The organism is Solwaraspora sp. WMMA2056, from assembly GCF_030345095.1.
Taxonomy (GTDB): domain Bacteria; phylum Actinomycetota; class Actinomycetes; order Mycobacteriales; family Micromonosporaceae; genus Micromonospora_E.
On sequence record NZ_CP128360.1, the window covers coordinates 4862928 to 4882388 of the forward strand.

Annotated in this window: 15 protein-coding genes and 1 pseudogene; 6 read left to right on the forward strand and 10 right to left on the reverse strand. The window is 71.6% G+C overall.

Annotation, left to right across the window (positions count from 1 at the left end):
- Positions 1–442: 442 nt before the first annotated feature.
- Positions 443–1144 (forward strand): annotated as a pseudogene (locus O7608_RS32020) (tetratricopeptide repeat protein); the annotation flags it as partial.
- Here the strand turns inward: O7608_RS32020 and O7608_RS21935 are convergent.
- The 8 genes from O7608_RS21935 to O7608_RS21970 form a co-directional block, all read right to left on the reverse strand.
- Positions 1119–2180, reverse strand: coding sequence for a lysylphosphatidylglycerol synthase domain-containing protein (locus O7608_RS21935; RefSeq protein ID WP_289206397.1), 1062 nt, complete (start codon positions 2178–2180; stop codon positions 1119–1121). The pseudogene O7608_RS32020 and the gene O7608_RS21935 overlap by 26 nt on opposite strands.
- Positions 2141–3193: a glycosyltransferase gene (locus O7608_RS21940; protein WP_289206398.1), complete on the reverse strand. Its 1053-nt coding sequence runs from the start codon at positions 3191–3193 to the stop codon at positions 2141–2143. The genes O7608_RS21935 and O7608_RS21940 overlap by 40 nt, the downstream gene beginning before the upstream one ends.
- Positions 3194–3207: 14 nt before the next feature.
- Positions 3208–4329: an endonuclease/exonuclease/phosphatase family protein gene (locus tag O7608_RS21945; protein ID WP_289206399.1), complete on the reverse strand. Its 1122-nt coding sequence runs from the start codon at positions 4327–4329 to the stop codon at positions 3208–3210.
- A complete protein-coding gene (locus O7608_RS21950; protein ID WP_289206400.1) occupies positions 4326–5345 on the reverse strand; it encodes a glycosyltransferase family 2 protein in 1020 nt (339 codons plus the stop codon). Before O7608_RS21950 ends, O7608_RS21945 begins: the two co-directional genes overlap by 4 nt.
- A 1-nt stretch (position 5346) precedes the next feature.
- Positions 5347–6357, reverse strand: a complete 1011-nt coding sequence (locus O7608_RS21955) for a glycosyltransferase family 2 protein (protein WP_289206401.1) — start codon at positions 6355–6357, stop codon at positions 5347–5349.
- 64 nt (positions 6358–6421) lie between these two features.
- Positions 6422–7414: a UbiA prenyltransferase family protein gene (locus tag O7608_RS21960; protein ID WP_289206402.1), complete on the reverse strand. Its 993-nt coding sequence runs from the start codon at positions 7412–7414 to the stop codon at positions 6422–6424.
- A 13-nt stretch (positions 7415–7427) separates the two neighbouring features.
- Entirely contained in the window at positions 7428–8471 is a 1044-nt protein-coding gene (locus O7608_RS21965; RefSeq protein WP_289206403.1) for an NAD-dependent epimerase/dehydratase family protein, read from the reverse strand.
- Positions 8465–9781: an aspartate aminotransferase family protein gene (locus tag O7608_RS21970; protein ID WP_289210980.1), complete on the reverse strand. Its 1317-nt coding sequence runs from the start codon at positions 9779–9781 to the stop codon at positions 8465–8467. The genes O7608_RS21965 and O7608_RS21970 overlap by 7 nt, the downstream gene beginning before the upstream one ends.
- A gap of 343 nt (positions 9782–10124) precedes the next feature.
- Here O7608_RS21970 and O7608_RS21975 point away from each other — a divergent pair, with 343 nt between their 5' ends.
- From O7608_RS21975 to O7608_RS21995, 5 genes are read left to right on the forward strand one after another with little or no spacing between them, the layout of a single operon-like run.
- A complete protein-coding gene (locus O7608_RS21975) occupies positions 10125–11135 on the forward strand; it encodes a glycosyltransferase family 2 protein (protein WP_353850455.1) in 1011 nt (336 codons plus the stop codon).
- A complete protein-coding gene (locus O7608_RS21980) occupies positions 11132–11932 on the forward strand; it encodes a polysaccharide deacetylase family protein (RefSeq protein ID WP_289206405.1) in 801 nt (266 codons plus the stop codon). Before O7608_RS21975 ends, O7608_RS21980 begins: the two co-directional genes overlap by 4 nt.
- Position 11933: 1 nt before the next feature.
- A complete protein-coding gene (locus O7608_RS21985; protein WP_289206406.1) occupies positions 11934–12566 on the forward strand; it encodes a class I SAM-dependent methyltransferase in 633 nt (210 codons plus the stop codon).
- On the forward strand, positions 12563–13813 hold the full coding sequence (locus O7608_RS21990; RefSeq protein ID WP_502959137.1) for a glycosyltransferase 87 family protein: 1251 nt from the start codon (positions 12563–12565) through the stop codon (positions 13811–13813). Before O7608_RS21985 ends, O7608_RS21990 begins: the two co-directional genes overlap by 4 nt.
- A gap of 19 nt (positions 13814–13832) precedes the next feature.
- Positions 13833–14780, forward strand: a complete 948-nt coding sequence (locus O7608_RS21995) for an aldo/keto reductase (protein WP_289206407.1) — start codon at positions 13833–13835, stop codon at positions 14778–14780.
- Between the two features lie 55 nt (positions 14781–14835).
- On the opposite strand, the gene O7608_RS22000 is transcribed toward O7608_RS21995, so the two are convergent.
- Both O7608_RS22000 and O7608_RS22005 read right to left on the reverse strand, forming a co-directional pair.
- Positions 14836–17319 (reverse strand): DNA gyrase/topoisomerase IV subunit A, encoded by a 2484-nt coding sequence (locus O7608_RS22000; RefSeq protein WP_289206408.1) that lies wholly within the window; start codon positions 17317–17319, stop codon positions 14836–14838.
- Positions 17320–17357: 38 nt separating this feature from the next.
- Positions 17358–19415: a DNA gyrase/topoisomerase IV subunit B gene (locus O7608_RS22005; RefSeq protein ID WP_289210982.1), complete on the reverse strand. Its 2058-nt coding sequence runs from the start codon at positions 19413–19415 to the stop codon at positions 17358–17360.
- Between the last annotated feature and the right edge of the window lie 46 nt (positions 19416–19461).

Here is a 19461-nt window from a genome sequence, read left to right on the forward strand (position 1 = left end):
CACCGCGGCGACAGCGATGGACCTGCTGTATCCGGCCGAGCGCCACCGCCGACCGGCGGTCACCGGCCCGTTGGCGGCCGCCCGGCCACTGGCCGACCCCGCGAACGCCCGGTCCTGGCTGGAGCAGGAACGGGCGAACCTGGTCGCCATCATGGCGCACGCCGCCGGGCACGGCTGGCCCGAGCATGCCCGTCGGCTCGTGCTCACCGTCTTCCGCTACCTGGAAGGCGCCGGGCACTACCCGGACGCGGTGACCGCGCACCAGCACGGTCTGCTCGCCGCGGCGGCGATCGGCGACCGCGACTCACAGGCCCACATGATGACGAACATCGCGGTCGTCTACGGCATGCAGGGGCACCGGAAGCTGGTCGTCGACCATCTGCAACGCGCCCTGGTGCTGTACCGGCAGACCGGCGAACGCGCCGGTGAGGCACGGGCGCTGGGCAATCTCGGTGTCTTCCACGGCCAGCAGGGCCAGTACGACCAGGCCCGGGAACACCTGCAGGAGGCGCTCACGCTGCTGCGGGCCACCGGGGAGACCCACGGCGAGGCGATGGCGCTGGGCAACCTCGGCTGGATTCATGTCCTGCAGGGCCGCTACGCCGAGGCCAGCGAACACCTCGACCGGGCCATCGTCCTGTGCCGACGGATCGGCCACCGGGTCGGGATGGCGTTCGCGCTGGACTCCTTCGGCCAACTCCACGCCCGGCTCGGGCGGTTCCGGGACGCCGCCGACCACCACGGTCGGGCATTGCAGATCTACCGTGACACCAGGCAGCCGGTGGGTCAGGCCTCGGCGCTGGTCGGTCTGGCGGACGCGCTGATGGAGGTCGGGGACCCGGCAGCCGCCCGCGAGCACTACCGGCAGGCGTTGTCGATCGCCGCCCAGATCGGTGACCGGACGCAGCAGGCCCGGGCCCACGCCGGGCTGGCCCGGGCCGGGCAGCGGCTGGTCGACACCGACCGGGCGCCGGCAGCCGGGCCGGAACGCACCCCGGACGAGGTGTGGGACCACTGGTGCCACGCGCTGTCGCACTTCAGCGCCATCGGTGCCCCGGAGGCCGAGCAGATCCGCGCGCATCTGGCGGCGGTGGGCCGCCACCGCGACGAGGTCGGCGTCAGCGCGCCGGCACCGGGTCGCTGACCAGCGCACCGACACCCCGCTGTCGACGTCGGTGCAGATACTCGGCGAGCGCCAGTCCGCCGGCACCGACCGCGACGTCGCTGAGCACCGACACCACCCGGCTGGCCAACACGACGGTGCCGGCCAGGGGCAGTGGCATCACCGTGGCCAGTCCCACGACGAGCACCGCCTCCCGCACCCCGATGCCGTCCGGGGCGATCATCACCAGCAGCCCGGTGACCGTCGCCAACCCGAACCCGGCCACACACACGAGGTAGGAACGGCCGGGCGGCGCCCCGGCCACCACGGCCAGCACCCACAGGTGATGTCCGGAGACCCACCAGGACAGCGCCTGCGCGACGATCGCGCGGCGGACGCCACCCGGGGTGGCACCGAACTGCGGCTCCGGCCGCCGCAGCAGCCTCGCGGCGAACCGTACGGTCCGGTCGAGCAACTGCGGGCGGATCAGCAGGACCACCACCGGCAGGGCGGCCAGCAGCAGCCACCACACCCCGCCACCGACGACCGCCGGGCCGGCGGCGATGCCGATGGTCAGCCCGGTGAGCGCCACGATGCTCCAGCTGACCGCGAACACCGACGCCAGCCGGACCGGACCGACGTCGACCTGCCTACCCAGCCGCAGCAGCACCGGCACCGCGACGAACCGGCCCGGCACGAACTTCACCAGGAACCCGACGAAGAAGATCCGCAGTGCGGTCCAGGTGGGCACCTGGGCACCGAGATCGACGAAGACCGCGCGCCAGGACAGCACGCCGAGGGCCAGGCCGAGACAGTTGATCCCGATCGCGGCCGCCACCGCCAGGTAGCCGGTCACCGGATCCAGCGAAGCGGCCAGTTCGACGACCGGGGTCCAGTCCTGGGTACGCAGCACGGTCACCACGCCGACGACGAGCAGCACCACGAAGAGCACCACGAAGGCCCGGTTCAGTAGCCGCCACCAGCGACTCCAGCGGCCCGCCGGGCGCATCCCGCCGACCGCCGGTGGCATCCCGCCGCTCACCGGTCGGCCCGCCGCGAGCTGGCCGGTGCGCGCCATCTGCTCCGCAGCGCCGCAGCAGCGAACCCGGCGGCCATGCCGGCCAACTGGGTGGTGTGCATGACGAAGTGCATGCCGACGAAGTACACCAGGAAGCGGTTGCCCTTGCGTCGCCACACGAAGCGCAGCAGTCCACGGTCGACGACGAGGAAGGCCGCGCCGAACAACGCCGGTAGCACCAGTAGCCACTTGTCGAACAGCGCCAACGGGAGGGTGACCAACGCCGCCGTACAGCAGAACATGGCCACGGCCGCGGCGACGTCGAAGCCGCGCCCCGGTCGGTCCGTACCGTCGGACAGGCCCGACGTGTGCGGTCGGTGCGGCGACCGCCGCCGGGCGCCGACCAGGGTGCCGGCGAGCAGCGCGCCGTAGCTGACGGCGCGCCGGACGTGCTCGGCGAGAAACGGCCCCAGTCGGTCGACGTCGTCGTGGCGGCCGATCACCTGCGCGCTCATCCTGATCTGGTAACGCTGCGGCAGCCGGGTGCCGAACTCGACGTCCTCGGAGTCGCGCAGGCGCTCGTCGAATCCACCGACCGCGTCGAACGCCTCGCGACGGATCGCGGTGAGTGCGAACAGGGTCGAGTCCGCGACGCCCGCGCGCCGACGCCGCCAGTAGTGCTCGAACAGTGTCTTGTACACCTCCACCGGGCCGTCGGCGGCGAACGGCTCGGCGGCGTAGATGCCCTGCACCACACCGCACTCGGGGTGCGCGGCCAGCACCCGCAGCGCGTTGCCGATCGCGTCCGGCGCGAGCGCGATGTCGGAGTCGAGGAAGAAGAGCACCTCACCGGTGGCGAGGGCGGCACCGGCGTTGCGGGCCGCCGAGACGCCCCGGTTGGCAGGCAGGCAGACCAGTTGGCACGGCAGGCCGGCGGCGATCTCCCGGGACCCGTCGGTGCTGGCGTCGTCGACCACGACCACCTCCACCGGCTGGCAGGTCTGCCGGTACACCGACCGTACGCATTCGGCCAACGTCTTGGCCTTGTTGTACGTCGGAATGATCACCGACACCCTCGGCACCCCGGTCACCACGACACCCACATCGTCTGAGGCAGGTGGTCCGACATTCCCCGCGCGTCGCCGAACTCGTACCGGTGCACGGTCAGCGGATCCGAGACCAGTGCCCAGTCCAGCCGCCACGCCGACGGCTGCTCGGTCGGCCACGAGCCCGGGTAGAAGGACCTGCTGGCCGACACCGCGTCACGCAACCCCGAGGGCAGCCGGCGGGTGTCCCCCATCGCCGGCGTCGTGTTGAGGTCACCGGCCAGCAGCACCGGGTACGGGTTGGCCGCCACATCGGCGGCGAGCACCCGCCACTGTGCGAGGCGGCGCTGCCGCTGTTGGCGTACCGTGTCGTGGAACTGCCGGCTGAACACGCTCGGTCCGCCCACCCACAGCGGCACCGGCAGATGCGCGTTGTACGTCGAGAGCACCCGGTCGCCGACCTGCAGGTCGGTCCGGAGCACCTGGTAGTGCCAGAAGTCCACGAAGTCGTCCGGTGCCGGGGGCAGCCCGGCGGCCTCCAACGGCACCTGCTCGACGATCGGGAACCGCGACACGGTGACCAGTTCGCCGACGACCGCGACGTGGTAGCCGGGCAGCTCGCGGGCCAGCCGGTCCAGGTCGTCGATCGGCACGATCGCCCCGTCGACCTCGGCGATGTACTCCTGCAGCAGGTACACGTCGGCCCGCTGATCGCGCAGCAGCCGGTAGAAGTCCGCCGGCTGCTCACCGGAATGCCAGTAGCCGGTGTTCCAGGACACCACCCGTACCGCCTCCGCCGGCACCGGCTGCTCGCCACGCAGCGGACCCGGCAGGTTGATCCCGGACAGCCCGGCCCCGAGGATCAGGGCCGCCGCGCACAACAGCGCCGCGGGCCGCCGGGTCCGCCGGCACCCGGCGGCCGCCGCCGCGAACGTCAACGGTACGGCGACGAACAGCAGCGGCGGGGTCAGCTCGGCCAGCAGCCACCACCACACCCGCCCGCTGAGTGCCCGGTGGGCCAGCACGTACAGCAGCCACACCGCCGAGCCGGTCAGGAACAGCCGGCCCAGCCAGCGCCGCCACCACCGCCCCCAGGGCCCCGGCCCCGGTGCGGCGGCGACGGCCTCCACCGGGGCCGGCGCGATCTGCGGTGACGCGGTCACGCGGTCGCCTCCACCGGAAAGGTGCTGTCGTAGATCTGCCGGAACGGTCGCGACACCAGCCACTGCAGGGCACCGGCCGCCACCCCGGCGGTGATGGTCACGTTCACCAGGAAGTGCACCGCTACGAAGAACATCAGGAACACCGGGCCGCGCCGGCGGTAGGCCAGCGCATAAAGTTCGCGGTCGGCGGCGACCGACGCGGCGACCAGCGCGGCCGGGACGAGCAGCCACCACGGCCCGAACAGCACCGGCAGCGCCAACGCCGGCAGGGCGGCGGTCGCGATCAGGCTGCCCCAGGCTCGGGCGGCCGTCTCGAAGCCGGTGGCGAACCGGCGAGCCCGCGCGTACAGCGGGATCCGTAGCCGGGCCCGGTGGAACAGCTTGCGCAGCAGCGGCAGCAGCTCGTGGTCGTGGTCGTGCCGGCCGCGGACCCGGGAGGTCAGCCGCAACTGGTGCCGACGGGACAGCCGGTAGCCGTAGTCGACCTCCTCGGTCTGCTTGAGCGCCGGGTTGAACGGACCGATCTCCGCGTAGACGCGACGACGGATCGCGCACATCGCCGGAAACAGGAACGTCACGTTGCCTTCTCCGCTGGCCGACCAGTGGTGGTACTGCAGACCCCGGTAGCGGGCCACCAACGTGTCGTGCAGCAACGGCTCCGGGTCCTCGATCCCGCAGACCGCCCCGACCTGCGGTTCGGCCTCGAGCAGCGCCACCGCCTCGGCGACGGCGTCGGGTGCCATCGCCACGTCGGCATCGACGAAGAACAGGATCTCGCCGCTGGTGTTCGCCACGCCGACGTTGCGGGCCCGGCCGCAGCCGCCGTTGTCCGGCAGGGCGATCACCCGTACGCCGAGGGCCCGCGCGACCGCCACCGAGTCGTCGGTGCTGTGGTCGTCGACCACCAGCACCTCGATCTGCGGATAGGTCTGCGCGGCGATGGCCCGCAGGCACACGTGCAGGGAGGCGGCGTAGTTGTAGCTCGGCACGATCACCGAGACCTTCGGCAGCGTCATGTCACACCGCCTGCGCCGGCTTGTCGTAGAGCCGCCGGAACGCCCGCGAGGTCAGGTAGCTGGCGAAGCCGGTGGCCGCCGCGACCGCCATGACCACGTTGAGGAAGAAGTGCATGGCGACAAAGTAGGCGACGAACAGCGGGTTGCGGCGAGCCGCGACGAACCGGTACATCGGCCAGTCGCAGGTGACGAAGCCGGCGGCGGCGAGTACCGGCAGCACACTCCACCAGGGACCGAACACCAGCGGCGCGACGGCGGTCAGCACCACCAGCAGCGCGGCGACGCTGCTCCAGGCCCGGGGCCCACTGCGCAGCCCGCCGGGGAAGGTCGGATTCTGGGCGTACATCGGAATGTGCAACCTGGTGCGGGTGAAGACCTTGCGGATCATCACCCGCAGTTCGTGGTCGTGGTCGTGGACCCCCCGCACCGCCGGGGTCAGCCAGATCTCGTACCGGCTGGCCAGCCGGAAGCCGTAGTCGGCGTTCTCGGTCTCCCGCAGCCGGGGGTTGAACGGGCCGATCTCGGCGAACACCTCGGCCCGCATCGCCAGCAACGCGGTGTACATGGTGTAGATCCGGCCCTCGTCGGCGATCAGCCAGTAGGACTGCTGCATACAGCGGTACTCCTCGACCAGGCTGTCGCGGATCAGCGGCACCGGGTCGTAGTTGCCGCAGACCGCGCCGATCTGCGGCCGCTCGGTGAGCAGGGCCACCGCGTTGGCCACGGCGTCCGGCTTGGCCGCGACGTCGGAGTCGACGAAGAACAGGATCTCGCCGGTGGCGTGGGCGGCCCCGAGGTTGCGGGCCACCGACGGCCCGCCGTTGGCCGGGGTGCGCACCACCTGGACGCCGTACGACTCGGCCACCGCGACCGAGTCGTCGGTGCTGCAGTCGTCGACGACGATGATCTCCAGGCGAGGGTACGTCTGGGCTCGAAGGGCGGACAGGCACAGCCCGAGCGCCCGGGCGTAGTTGTAGTTCGGCACGATGACCGACACGAGCGGTTCAGACATGGACACACACACCGCTTTCACTGGTCACGAGGTTGCACTGTGGTGGGTTCGGGTGGCGCTGGGGTCAGGACGACGGGTAGTTGACGGCGAACAGGGCCGCGCCAACCACCACCGCCAGCAGGGCGGCGGTGGTCAGGATCAGCCGGTCGCGCAGCAGGGTCCGGACCGGGTCGCCGCCGCCTCGGCGGACCAGCACGGCCTGCAGGTACCGGGAGACCCCGAACAGGGTCAACGGAACGGCCGCCAGCAGCAGGGCGTCGCGGTGTGCGCCGACCGGCGCCTCGGAGTTGAGGTAGAGCAGGAACCCGAGGACCGCCACGGTCGCGTTCACGGTGATCAACTGGTCGGCCAGGCCGAGGTTGTAGCCGCGCAGCGCCGGGCGGTGCGCGGCACCGTCGACGGCGAGTTCCTGCCGACGTTTGCCGAGGATCAGCAGCAGGCAGGTGGCGAAGACCGTGGTCAGCAGCCAGGCGGACACCGGGCCGCCGGTCGCGGCGTAGCCGAGCAGGACGCGCAGCACGAATCCGGCGGCGACGACGCTGATGTCGATCAGCGGTACGTGTTTGAGCCACCGGCTGTACGCCAGGTTCAGCACCAGGTAGCCGGCCAGCGGCCACCAGGCGATGTCGGGTCCGACGACGACGGCCGTGCCGAGCAGCCCGGTCAGCACCGCAGCGATCGTCCAGGCCAACGTCGGCGAGATCCGGCCACTGGCCACCGGGCGGGACCGTTTGCCCGGGTGCCCCCGGTCCAAGTGCCGGTCGGCGACGTCGTTGACGACGTACACCAGCGACGACGCCAGGGTGAACAGCAGCACCGCCCACCCGACCCGGCCCACCGTCGCCGCGGTCCACGCCGGCGCGTCGAGCAGCGCCAGGGGCACCGCCAGCAGGTTCTTCGTCCACTGCTGCGGGCGCAGCAACGTGGTCAGGTCCGTGCCGGCGCGTACCGACCGGGCGATCCAGCCGGGCCGGACGTCGGCCGTCGGGCCGGCGGGGTCGCCCGCCACCGACCCGGGTGCCGGCATCGGCTCGGCTGCCACCTCCACAGCGGTCATCGCGCACCTCCTGTCAGAAGAAGACCTTGGCGGCGGCGAGGACGCCCTGGCGCCACGGATCCCGGCTGGTCCGGCCGCTGGCGGCAGGGCTGACGGCGGTGGCACGCTGCGCCTGCCACCAGCGGAACGTCTCCAGCACCGCGTCCTGGTTGCTGTACCGGGGGGTGAAGCCGAGTCGGTGCCGGGCGCGACCGATGTCGACGTACGAGTCGTCGCGCAGTTTGTGCAGCAGCCGCCCGTACACCGGGGAAAGCCCGGTGCGCTGCAGCAGGCCGAGCGCGGCGCGGGCCGGGCCGGCCGGCAGCGCCACGACCCGTTTGCCGTGCCCGGCCGCGTCGAGCACCGCCTGGAAGTCCTCGCGCAGGGTGCCGAACTCGGCGGCCCCGATGTTGTACGTGTCGTTGGCGACGGCGGCCGGTGCCCGCAGCACGGTGACGACGGCCTCGACCAGGTCGGCGACGTGCAGCATCTGGATCCGCACCCGGCCGTCACCGAGCACCGGGAAGTTGCGCCCTTCCTGGGCCCACTGGAACAGCATCGAGAACAGCCCCATCCGGCCGGGCCCCAGGAACGTCTTGGGCCGCAGCACCGGCAGCACCAGACCGGTGTCGCGGTAGCCGATCGCCAGCCGTTCGGCGTCGGCCTTGGCGGTGCTGTACGGATCCACCGGCGCGTACGGGTGTTCCTCCGGCGTGGGCACCTGGCGGGGCAGTCCGTAGACGGCGGTCGAGGAGATGTAGACCAGTCGGGCGACACCGGCCGTACGGGCGGCGTCGAGCACCGCGCGCGAGCCGTCGACCACGATGGAGCGGATCTGCGCCGCCGGGTAGCTCGGCAGCGCGGCGGCGCAGTGCACGACCGCGTCGACGCAGTCGAAGGCGACCCGCAGCACTGCCGGATCCCGCACGTCACCGACCAGGTGCCGGTACCCGCCGGTCGGACCGCCGGGTGCCGGCTCACGCAGGTCGACCCCGACGACCTCGGCACCGTCGGCGACGAGTCGGGCCACCACCGATGCGCCGAGCATCCCGGCGGCGCCGGTCACCGCGATCACCACAGCGAGCCCACCTTCTGCGCCACGAACCGGGTGAGCAGCCGGGTGAGGCCCTGGCCGAGCACGGTGTCGAGGCTGTCGAGGAAGTACTCGACGTCGTCGTCGGAGACGACCAGTGGCGGGCCGACCACCAACGGGCTGGCCCCGTTGAGGGTGTAGTAGGTGTAGATGTCGTGGTCGCGGTACAGCGCGTTGATCACCGCGCAGGTCACCACCTTGGTCCGCAGCCGGGGGTCGCGGGCCAGTCCGGCCGGGGCGAGCTTCGCCGCCAGGTCCAGTACCTTCGGTCCGCCGTCGATGAACACCCCCCACAGCGCTCCCGCGCCGGTCACGTCGGCTACCGAGTCGGGGTGCTGCTTGGCGATGCGGCGCAGCCCGGCGGCCAGCTGCTGTTCGATGTGTCGTGCCCGCGCCGGATAGTCGTCGTCGATGGCGACGTTGACCGCCTCGATGGCGGTGGCGCATTCCTCACCGAAGCCGTAGTAGGTGGTCGACGTCGAGTGCAGCAACGCGTCCATCGGATTGTCGTATGCCTTGCGGAAGATCGGCTCCCGCGCGACGTACGCCGAGATCGACGACTTGCCGCCACCGAAGGACTTGGAGGTGGTCAGTACGTCCGGCAGCAGACCCGGGTACCGCATGAAATAGAACAGACTGCCGGTCTTGCCCCACCCGGTGTAGATCTCGTCGAAGATGAGCACTATGCGGTGCGCGGTGCACAGTTCCCGCAGCCCGCGCAGGAACTCCTCGCTGCACCAGCGCATCGTCGAGGCACTGAACGGCTCGATCAGGATCGCGTACACGTCGTCAGGATGGGCGGCGACGGCGGCCCGTACCGATTCCAGGTCATCGTACTGAAACGTGACGACCCCGGAAATGCCGGGAAATTTGAAGTGGTTCTGCGCGCCGCCAGTCAAACTACCCGAACCGAGCAGTTTTCCGTGGAAACTGATGTCGGCGCGCAGGATCGTATGGCGTCGCCCCCCGTGGTACTTGTAGGCGAGCTTGACCGCGCCTTCGACCGCCTCCGCCCCGGAGTTCGGCAGGAACGACATGTTCAGGTCGCCGGGAAGCACCTCGGCCAGGTTGTGCGCCAGGCCGGCGACGTACGGCGAGAAGTAGGTCTTGTGCACCTCCATGCGGCGTCGCTCGGCGAATCGGCGCCGCACGGCCATCACCCGGGGGTGGTTGTGTCCGTGGTTGAGCACGCCGACGCCGCCGGTGAAGTCGAGGATGCGCCGGCCGTCGCGCAGGTAAAGGTAGGCGCCCTCGGCGTGGTCGACCAGCTCGCGGCCGAAGCCGAAGGACGTCATCAGCCCGACCTGGCTGCGGTTGACGTACTGACGGTAGAGGTCGTGCACTCGCTTGACCGGAAGCTCGTCGCAGTCATCGACGCTGAACAGAGCCACCACGCATCGGCCCTTTCTCCAGAGCAGGTGGAATTCTCCTGAAACCGGTGTCGGCGTCGGGCGTCCACCAGGAGTCGGCATGGATTTTTCCGGACCGCACTGAATGGCGACTGGAGCGCCACTGAATTGATGCTGGATCACGATTGGACGACCACAGGGACCAATTGACCAGGGACGCTGCCACGGATAGCCTTTCGCCCAGTCACGACGGCGGGGTGAACTTCCCCGGTCCCCGCACTCCGACAAGGTGGTGTCCGTGCCTACGCACGTATCGGTCGTCATTCCTGCCTACAACAACGAACGCACCCTGCACGCCTGCCTGTCCGCGGTGTACGCCCAGACGCATCCGCCGACCGAGGTGATCGTGGTCGACGACGCGAGTACCGACCGCACCCGGGAGATCGCCCGCCAGTTCCCGGTACGGCTGTTGCACACACCGGTCAACAGCGGCCCGGCCGCCGCCCGCAACCGGGGCATCCGGGCCAGCACCGGCGCGGTGATCCTGTTCGTGGACGCCGACTGCGCCCCGACCCCCACCGCGCTCACCACCGCGCTGGACATCCTCGCTCGGACACCGGGTATCGACTGCGTACACGGGATCTACCTGACCGAGCCGCTGTACGACGACGGCCCGGTCGAGGCGTACCGCCTGCTGCACGCGCACTACTGGCGGCTACGCAGCGTCGGCCGGGTCCGGACCGCGATCTTCGCACTCTGCGCGGTGCGCCGCGACGTCTTCGACGACGTCGGACTCTTCGACGAACGGTTGCGGGCCTCCGAGGACGTCGAACTCAGCGACCGGATGGCCGACCGGCACGGCATCTGGCTGTCCGCCGAGATGACCTGCCACCACGACGACGACAGCCGGCTGGGATCGCTGCTGCGCAAGCAGTTCGGCCGCTCGCAACTGCTGGTGCCGGTGGCGGTGCGCGAACGCGGGCCGGCCGGGCTGCGCGCCAACCGACCGGCCGGGGTGCTGGCCACCGCCGCGATGCTGGCCACCCTGCCCCTGGCGGCGCTGACCCCGACGCTGCTGGTGCTGCCGGGCGCGGCGCTGGTCTGGTTCGCCGCCGCCGACCCCGGCCTGGTCCGGTTCGTCCGGCGCCAGCGCGGCACTGCGTTCGTCGGCTTCTTCCTCGCCCTGCACCTGCTGGTGCATCTGGCGATCGTCGGCGGCGCCGCGGTCGGCGGCGTACGGTTCCTGCTCGACCGCGACTTCGGCCCGAGCCGGCAGCTGCGCCCGAGGCCGGGCCGGTGACCGGGCCGACCCCGCCGGCCGGCGGGCGGGGACGCGACGAGGAACGCCCCGGCGGGAGCCCACTGATCGGAGGTAGGTCCACCGACGGACGCCTGGCGCGGGCGCGGGGGCGGGCCTGGGAGGCGATGTTCCTCGGGGTACGGACCTACCACCGGCTACGCATCCGCCCGGCGCACCCCGGGCCGACCTGGCCGGTGTTCCGGATCGACGCCGACACGGTCGCGCTCACCGTCGACGACGGTCCCGATCCCCGCTGGACCCCGGCGCTGCTCGACCTGCTGGCCCGCTACGACGTGCCGGCGACGTTCTTCCTGATCGGTGAGCGGGCCACCGCGTATCCGGAGCTGGCCCGGCGGATCGCGGCCGCCGGGCACCGGATCGGCAACCACTCGTTGCGGCATCCGATGCCGTTCGCGGCGCTGCCGACGGCCGCGCTGCGCGCCGAGATCACCCAGGCGCAGCAGCGGATCCTCGACGCTACCGGGGTACGGGCCGAACTGTTCCGCGCCCCCAGCGGCGGCTGGTCCACCGAGGTGCTCGCGGCGACCGCCGACGCCGGGCTGGTCCCGGTCGACTGGAGCGTCAACTCCAGCGACTGGAGGGAACCCGGCGTCGACCGCATCACCCGGACCCTGTCCCGGGCCCGCCCCGGGCACATCCTGCTCTGCCACGACGGCGGCGGCGACCGGTCGCAGACCGTGGCCGCGCTCGACACCGTACTGCCCCGGCTGCTGCGACGCGGACTGCGGTTCGCGCCGGTGCCCGGCCGACCCACCACCACCGACCAGGAGGCATGAGATGGCACACCCGATCTTCCGACTGGCCGGACGGCTGCTGAACTGGCCGTTGACCGTGCTGGTCCGCCCGTACCCCCGGCTCAACGCCATCGCCTGGGACCTGCAGTACGCCCTCGGGCTGTGGCGCTACCTCGACCGGGGCCGCGACCCGGTGCCGTTGGCGCTCGCCCAGCGGGTCACCGACCGGCCCCGGATCCTGGACCTGGGCTGCGGTACGACGGTCAATCTGGCGCTGCCGGCCGACGGGTACCGGCACTACCACGGGGTGGACATCAGTCGTACGGCGATCCGCCGGGCCAGGTCGCTGCGTCGGCCGAACACCTCGTTCGAGGTCGCCGACCTGGTCACCTACCAGAGCACCGCCAGGTACGACGCGATCCTGCTGCGCGAGGTGATGTACTACCTCACCCCGCAGGAGGCGATCGCCGTGCTGCGCCGCGCGGCCGGGATGCTCGACCCGGGCGGCCGGGTCCTGATCTGGCTGTACGACGGCACCGCAGCGGTGGCGGCGGTGCTGCCCCGGCTGCGGGAGTGCGGGTTGACGGTCCACGCCGAACTGCCCGACGGCGACACCGGTGACGGTGTCGTGCTGGTGCTGGGTGCCGACGACCCGGCGCACAGCAGGCAGCCGTGACCGCACCGGTGGCCGGTACGACGCCGGACCGGCCGTTGGTCAGGACCTGGCTGTACGCCGTGGCGATCGCGACCGGCCTGGCTGGCGCGGCGGCGGCGGTGGTGCACCAGGTCACCGGACGGTTCTGGGGCGACCTCGGTGCCTACCGGGCCGGAGCGGTGGCCGCCGCCACCGGTGACGGCAACCTGTACCAGGCCAGCCACCTCACCCCCGACGGCATCGCCCTGGGTTTCACCTATCCACCCTTCGCCGCGCTGCTGATGCAGCCGCTGGCGGTGCTGAGCATGCCGGTCGCCGTCGCCACCTGGACCGTGGTCAGCGTCGTGGCGCTGGTCGCGGTGATCGGCCTGGTGCTGCACCAGGTCGGTACGCCGGACCGGCACCGGCCGGCCACGACGATCGGCGCGCTGGTCGCCGCGCTGCCGGTCTTCGCGGTCGCCGGGCACCTGCAGGTCGGGCAGGTCGGGCTGATCCTGATGTGGCTGGTGCTGGCGGATCTGGTCGGCGGCCGGCACCGCCGGTGGCACGGGCTCGGTGTGGGCATCGCCGCCGGGATCAAGCTCACCCCGTTGGTCTTCATCGGGCTGCTGGTGCTGACCGGCCGGTGGCGGGCCGCGGCCACCGCGCTCGGCGGCTTCGCCGCGACCGTCGCGGTCGGGTTCGCCTGGCGCCCGGCCGACTCGGCGTGGTTCTTCTCCGGCGGTCTGCTGGACACCGACCGGGTCACCGGTGACCCCCGTACCGTGCTCAACCAGTCGCTGGCCGGTGCGGTGACCCGGGTGGCGGACGACCCGACGCCGGGGTTCGTCTGGTGGGTGCTGGCCGCCGTGGCCGCCGTGGCCGGATTGGCAGTCGCCGTCGGTCAGCACCGCCGGGGCGACGTGCTGACCGCCGTCCTGGTCTGCGCCGCGACCGGCCTGCTGGTCTCCCCGGTCTCCTGGCACCACCACTGGGTGTGGTGGGTGCCGGCGCTGCTGCTGCTCGGCGGGCACGCCTGGCGGCACCGGCACCGGACGGCGACGGCCACCACCGTCGGCGTCTGGGTCGTGCTGGTCGCCAGCACCAGCTGGGTGCTGGCCGCCCCGGGCGGCTGGGACCTGCACTTCACCGGCCTCGGGCTGGTCTACAGCAACCTCTACGTACTGCTGGGCGTGGCCGGGATCGGCGTCGCCGGCTGGCGGCTGCGCCAGCCGACGGGGCCGCCTCGACCGGCGACCGTCGATACCCTGTCGGGCAGTCAACCGTGATCCGCGAAGGGACACGACCGTGCACATCAGACCATTCGGCACCACCGGGATGCAGGTCAGCGCGATCGGCCTCGGGGCCTGGCAGCTGGGCCGCTCGACACACTGGCCGGACGGCCCCGACGAGGCCGAGGCGGTGCGGATCGTGCACGCTGCGCTCGATGCCGGGGTCACCTTCATCGACACCGCACCGGGTTATGCCGACGGGGCCAGCGAGCTCAACATCGGCCGGGCGCTGACCGGCCGACGCCGCGACGAGGCGATCATCTGCACCAAGGTCGGCTACCTGCCCGACGGCAGCGAGAACTGGTCGGCCAGCGAGATCGAGGCCTCGGTGGCCCGCAGCGCCCACCGGATGAACGTCGACCACGTCGACATCGTGGTGCTGCACAACCCACCGCCGGAGATCCTCGACGGCAGCCGATCCGACCACTACGACGTCCTGCAACGGCTGCAGGACAAGGGCCACATCCGGGCGTACGGGGCGTCGGTCGACTGGAGCGCGGACCTGGACATGGCCGCGGACACCAGCGCCTCCACCGCGTTCGAGGTCCGGCTGTCCGCGCTCTACCAGGAGCCGTGGCCGGCGGTGGGCCGGGCCCGCGACCGGGGCGCCGGCATCATCGTCAAGGTGCCGTTGGAGTCCGGCTGGCTGTCCGGGCGGTACACCGCCGACAGCGTGTTCACCGACGTACGGGACCGCTGGTCACGCGCGGACGTGGCGGTGCGGGCCGGCCTGGTACGGGAGTTCGCGGCGCTGCTGCCCGCCGGGGTGAGTCTGCTCTCCGGTGCGCTGCGGTTCCTGCTCAGCTACGACGCGGTGTCGACGGTCATCCCCGGCACCAAGTCGGTGGCACAACTGCACAGCAGCGTCGCCGCCGCCGCCGACGGGCCGCTGCCAGCCGAGGTGGTCGGGGCCATCCGCGCCTGGTACGACCAGCGGCTGGCCGCCGCGCCGCTGGACTGGTGAAGCGCCGGTGGGTGCGCCCCGGCCACGGCGTGGTCCGTCAGGGCGCACCCATCGGTCAGCCGCGTTCCAGCAGGTGCCCGACGACCTGTGGGACCAGCATCACCGGGCTGCCCGAGCCGTCCCGGCGCGGGTCGACCGGCGGCAACGCCACCGACTCGCCGGACTGGGTGGAGCCGACCGGACGGGAACCGATCCAGGCCAGGTCGAGCGCTGTCTCGCCCTTGAGGAACCGCTGCGCCCGTACGCCGCCGGTCGCCCGGCCCTTCGCGGGGTAGGCGGCGAACGGCGTCAGCTTCACGCCACGCCCGGTGCAGGTCACCACCATCGGTTCGCCGTGCGCCGGGTCGTCGGTGCGTACCGCCGCGAAGAACAGCACCCGGGCGTCGGTGGCGAGACTGATCCCGGCCATCCCGCCGCCCTTGAGCCCCTGCGGGCGGACCAGCTTCGCGGGAAACCGCAGCAGGGCGGCGTCGGTGGTCACGAACGCGAGACTCTCGGTGCCGTCGGCGAGCCAACTGGCGCCGACCACCTCGTCACCGTCGCGCAGGCCGATGACCTCGAACTCGTCGGCGCGGACCGGCCACTCCGGCGCGCAGATCTTCACCACCCCCTGGCGGGTGCCCAGCGCCAGCCCGGGGGTGTCCCGCTGGGCCGCCGGGGCCAGGCCGACGACCCGCTCACCCGGGCCCAGCGCGGCGAGTTCGGTGGCGGGCATCCCGCCGGACAGCGACACCGTGCCGGCCCGCTGGGGCAGCACCGGCAGCGGCAGTACGTCGGTGCGGATCGCCCGACCCGCGCTGGTGATCAACAGCACCTGGCCCCGGGCGGTGGCCGGGACGACCGCCGCGACGGCGTCGTGGCGTTCCCGGCTGTTGCGGCGGGCGTCCTCGACGGATTCCTCGCTCTGCGCCACGGTCCGGGCGACCAGCCCGGTCGCCGACAGGATCACCTGGCAGGGGTCGTCGGCGACCTCCAGCGGCCCGGCCGGTACGGAGGCGGCCAGCACCTCCTTGAGGTCACCGTCGACCAGGGTGGTACGGCGGGGGGCGGCGAACTGCTTCGCCACCTGGGCCAGCTCGTCGGAGACCACCTTGCGTAGCACCGCCGGGTCGTCCAGGATGCGCGACAGCTCGGTGATCTCGCCGCGCAGCCGCTCCTGCTCGGTCTCCAGCTCCAGTCGGTCGAAGCGGGTGAGCCGCCGCAGCGGGGTGTCGAGAATGTAGCCGGCCTGCACGGTGCTCAGCCCGAACTCGGCCATCAGGGCGTCGCGGGCGGACTGCGCGTCGTCGCTGGCCCGGATCAGCCGGACCACCCGGTCGATGTCGAGCAGGGCGATGAGCAGCCCGTCGACGAGGTGCAGCCGCTCGGCGCGTTTGCGGCGGCGGAACTCGCTGCGTCGGGTCACCACCTCGTAGCGATGGGCGAGGAACGCTTCCAGCAGCTCTTTGAGGCCCAGCGTACGGGGTTGCCCGTCGACCAGGACCAGGTTGTTCACCCCGAACGACTGCTCCATCGGGGTCAACCGGTAGAGGTCGGCGAGCAGCGCCTGCGGGTTGACGCCGATCTTGCATTCGACGACCAGCCGGGTGCCGTTCTCCCGGTCGGTGAGATCCTTGACATCGGCGATGCCCTGCAGCCGTTTGGTCTTGGTGACCTCTTCGGTGATCTTTTCGATGATCCGTTCGGTGCCGACTCCGTACGGCAACTCGGTGACGGTGATCGCCTGCCGGCCACGGCTGCCCTCCAGCGGGCCGATCTGCACCTTGGCCCGCATCCGGACCACGCCCCGGCCGGTCTCGAAGGCCCGGCGCACCTCGTCGAGGCCGAGCAGCAGACCGCCGGTGGGCAGGTCCGGGCCGGGCACGAACTCCATCAGCTTGTCCAGCGTGGCGTCGGGGTGGCGGATCAGCCACCGGGTGGCGGCCACCACCTCCCCGAGGTTGTGCGGGATCATGTTGGTCGCCATCCCGACCGCGATCCCGGACGCCCCGTTGACCAGCAGGTTCGGAAACGCCGCCGGAAGCACCTTCGGCTCGGTCAGCGACCCGTCGTAGTTCGGCTTGACGTCGACGGTCTCCTCGTCGAGCTCACCGACAAGGAGCATCGCCGGGCGCGACATCCGCGCCTCGGTGTAGCGGCTGGCGGCCGGGCCGTCGTCGGGCGAGCCGAAGTTGCCGTGCCCGTCGATCAGCGGCACGTTGAGGGAGAAGTCCTGCGCCATCCGGACCATCGCGTCGTAGATGGCGGTGTCGCCGTGCGGGTGGAACTTGCCCATCACATCGCCCACCACCCGGGCCGACTTGACGTAGCCGCGGTCGGGACGATGGCCCTGCTCGCTCATCGAGTAGAGGATCCGCCGGTGCACCGGTTTGAGGCCGTCGCGCGCGTCGGGCAGGGCCCGCGCGTAGATGACCGAGTAGGCGTACTCCAGGTAGGAGTCCTGGATCTCGGTCTCCAGCGGGTTGTCCAGAATCCGGGCGCCGGCCTGGTCGAACGCGGACAGGTCCACCCGGGACTGCTTGCTCTTGCTGCGTGCCATCTACGTTTCCAACGCTTCCTCGATTGAGCGGGGCCTGCTCAGGCGTCGATGCTCTCCTGGTCGACCCGACCAGCGGAGTCGATCAACCAGTTGCGGCGGGGCTCGACCTTCTCCCCCATCAACAGCTCCAGGGTGCGGTCGGCGACCTCCGCGTCGGCCAGGGTGATCCGGCGCACGGAGCGGGTAGCCGGGTTCATGGTGGTCTCCCACAACTCGTCGGCGTCCATCTCACCGAGGCCCTTGAACCGGGGCACCGGGGTGACCACCTGCCGCCCGGACCGGGTCAGCCGCCGTACGGTCTGCTCCATCTCTGCCTCGGTGAAGGTGAAGATGGTCTCCGCGTTGCGCCCCTTGGTAGTGATCTTGTGCAGGGGCGGCATCGCCGCGTAGAGCCGACCCGCCTCGATCACCGGGCGCAGGTACTTGGCGAACAGGGTGATCAGCAGAGTACGGATGTGCGAGCCGTCGACGTCGGCGTCGGCCATCAGGATCACCCGGCCGTACCGCATGGCGGCCAGGTCGAAGGTGCGCCCGGTGCCGGCCCCGAGGACCTGGACGATCGCCGCGACCTCCGCGTTGCGCAACGTGTCGGCCAGGTTGGCCTTCTGCACGTTGAGGATCTTGCCCCGGATCGGCAGCAGCGCCTGGTACTCGGCGACCCGGGCCATCCGGGCCGAGCCGAGAGCGCTGTCGCCCTCCACGATGAACAGTTCGCTGCGCTGCAGCCCGGTCGACCGGCAGTCGACCAGCTTCGGCGGCATCGACGCGCCCTCCAGCGCCGTCTTGCGCCGGGCGGCGTCCTTCTGCTGTTTCTGGGTGAGCCGGACCCGGGCCGCGTCGACCACCTTCTGCAGCACGGTCCGAGCCTCGGTGCGCGTCTTGCGCTCCTCGACCCAGGTCTTGATGTGCCGCTCCACGATGCCCTGCACCACCCGGGTGATCCCGGCGGTGGAGAGTTCGTCCTTGGTCTGCGAGGTGAACTGCGGCTCCGGGATCCGCACGTGCACCACGGCGGTCATGCCTTCCAGCACGTCGTCGACGGTCGGTGCGTCCTCCTTGGGCTTGAGCAGCCCACGGGTGTTGCGTACGGCGTCGACGACGGCCCGGGTGACGCCGCGTTCGAAGCCGCGCCGGTGGGTGCCACCGTGCACGTTGCGGATCGTGTTGGTGAAGCACTCGACGATCCGCTCGTAGCCGGTGCCCCAGGAGAGAGCGACCTCGATCTCGGCCCGACGCTGCACGTCCGACTGCATCACGCCGTTGGCGTCGGCGGCGTTCTCCTTGTAGGTGCCGGAACCGGTGATCAGCAGGGTGCCGCAGACCGGCTTGTCCCCGCCGGGGGTCAGGAACTCCACCATCTCGACCAGCCCACGCGGATGGTGGTAGACCTCCTCGACCGGCTCCGTCCCGGTGGCGTCGCGAAGCACGTAGGTGACGCCGGGGACGAGGAACGAGGTGTTGCGCAGCCGGGTCCGGACGGCCTCGACGTCCAACGCGGCGCCGGCGTCGAAGTAGCGGGCGTCGTACCAGTACCGCACGCAGGTGCCGGTGGCCTCGCCCCGTTTCATCCGGCCGACCGCCCGCAGCCCCGACTCGGGGGTGAACGGGGCCGCGGGGCCGGGGCCGTCGAACACCCCCGGCACGCCCCGTTGGAACGACATCTCGCTGACCCGGCCGTCCCGCTTGACCCGTACGTCGAACCGTAGGGACAGGGCGTTGACCGCCGAGGCGCCGACACCGTGCAGTCCGCCGGAGGCCTTGTAGCCGGAGCCGCCGAACTTGCCGCCGGCGTGCAGCCGGGTGAGCACCAACTCGACGCCGGACAGCCCGGACCGGGTGTGCACGTCGGTGGGGATGCCCCGGCCGTCGTCGTCGATCTGCACCGAGCCGTCGGCGTGCAGGGTGACCTCGATCCGGCTGGCGTGCCCGGCGATCCCCTCGTCGGTGGCGTTGTCGAGGATCTCGTTGAGCAGGTGACCGACGCCCCGGCTGTCGGTCGAGCCGATGTACATGCCGGGCCGCTTACGGACGGCGTCCAGCCCTTCGAGGTGGGTGAGGTCGTCTGCTCCGTACAGCGTCTCAGGTTGTGCAGTCAACGCGTCGAACTCCCGGGTGCCGGCCAGCGCGCCCCTGTCCACGCCG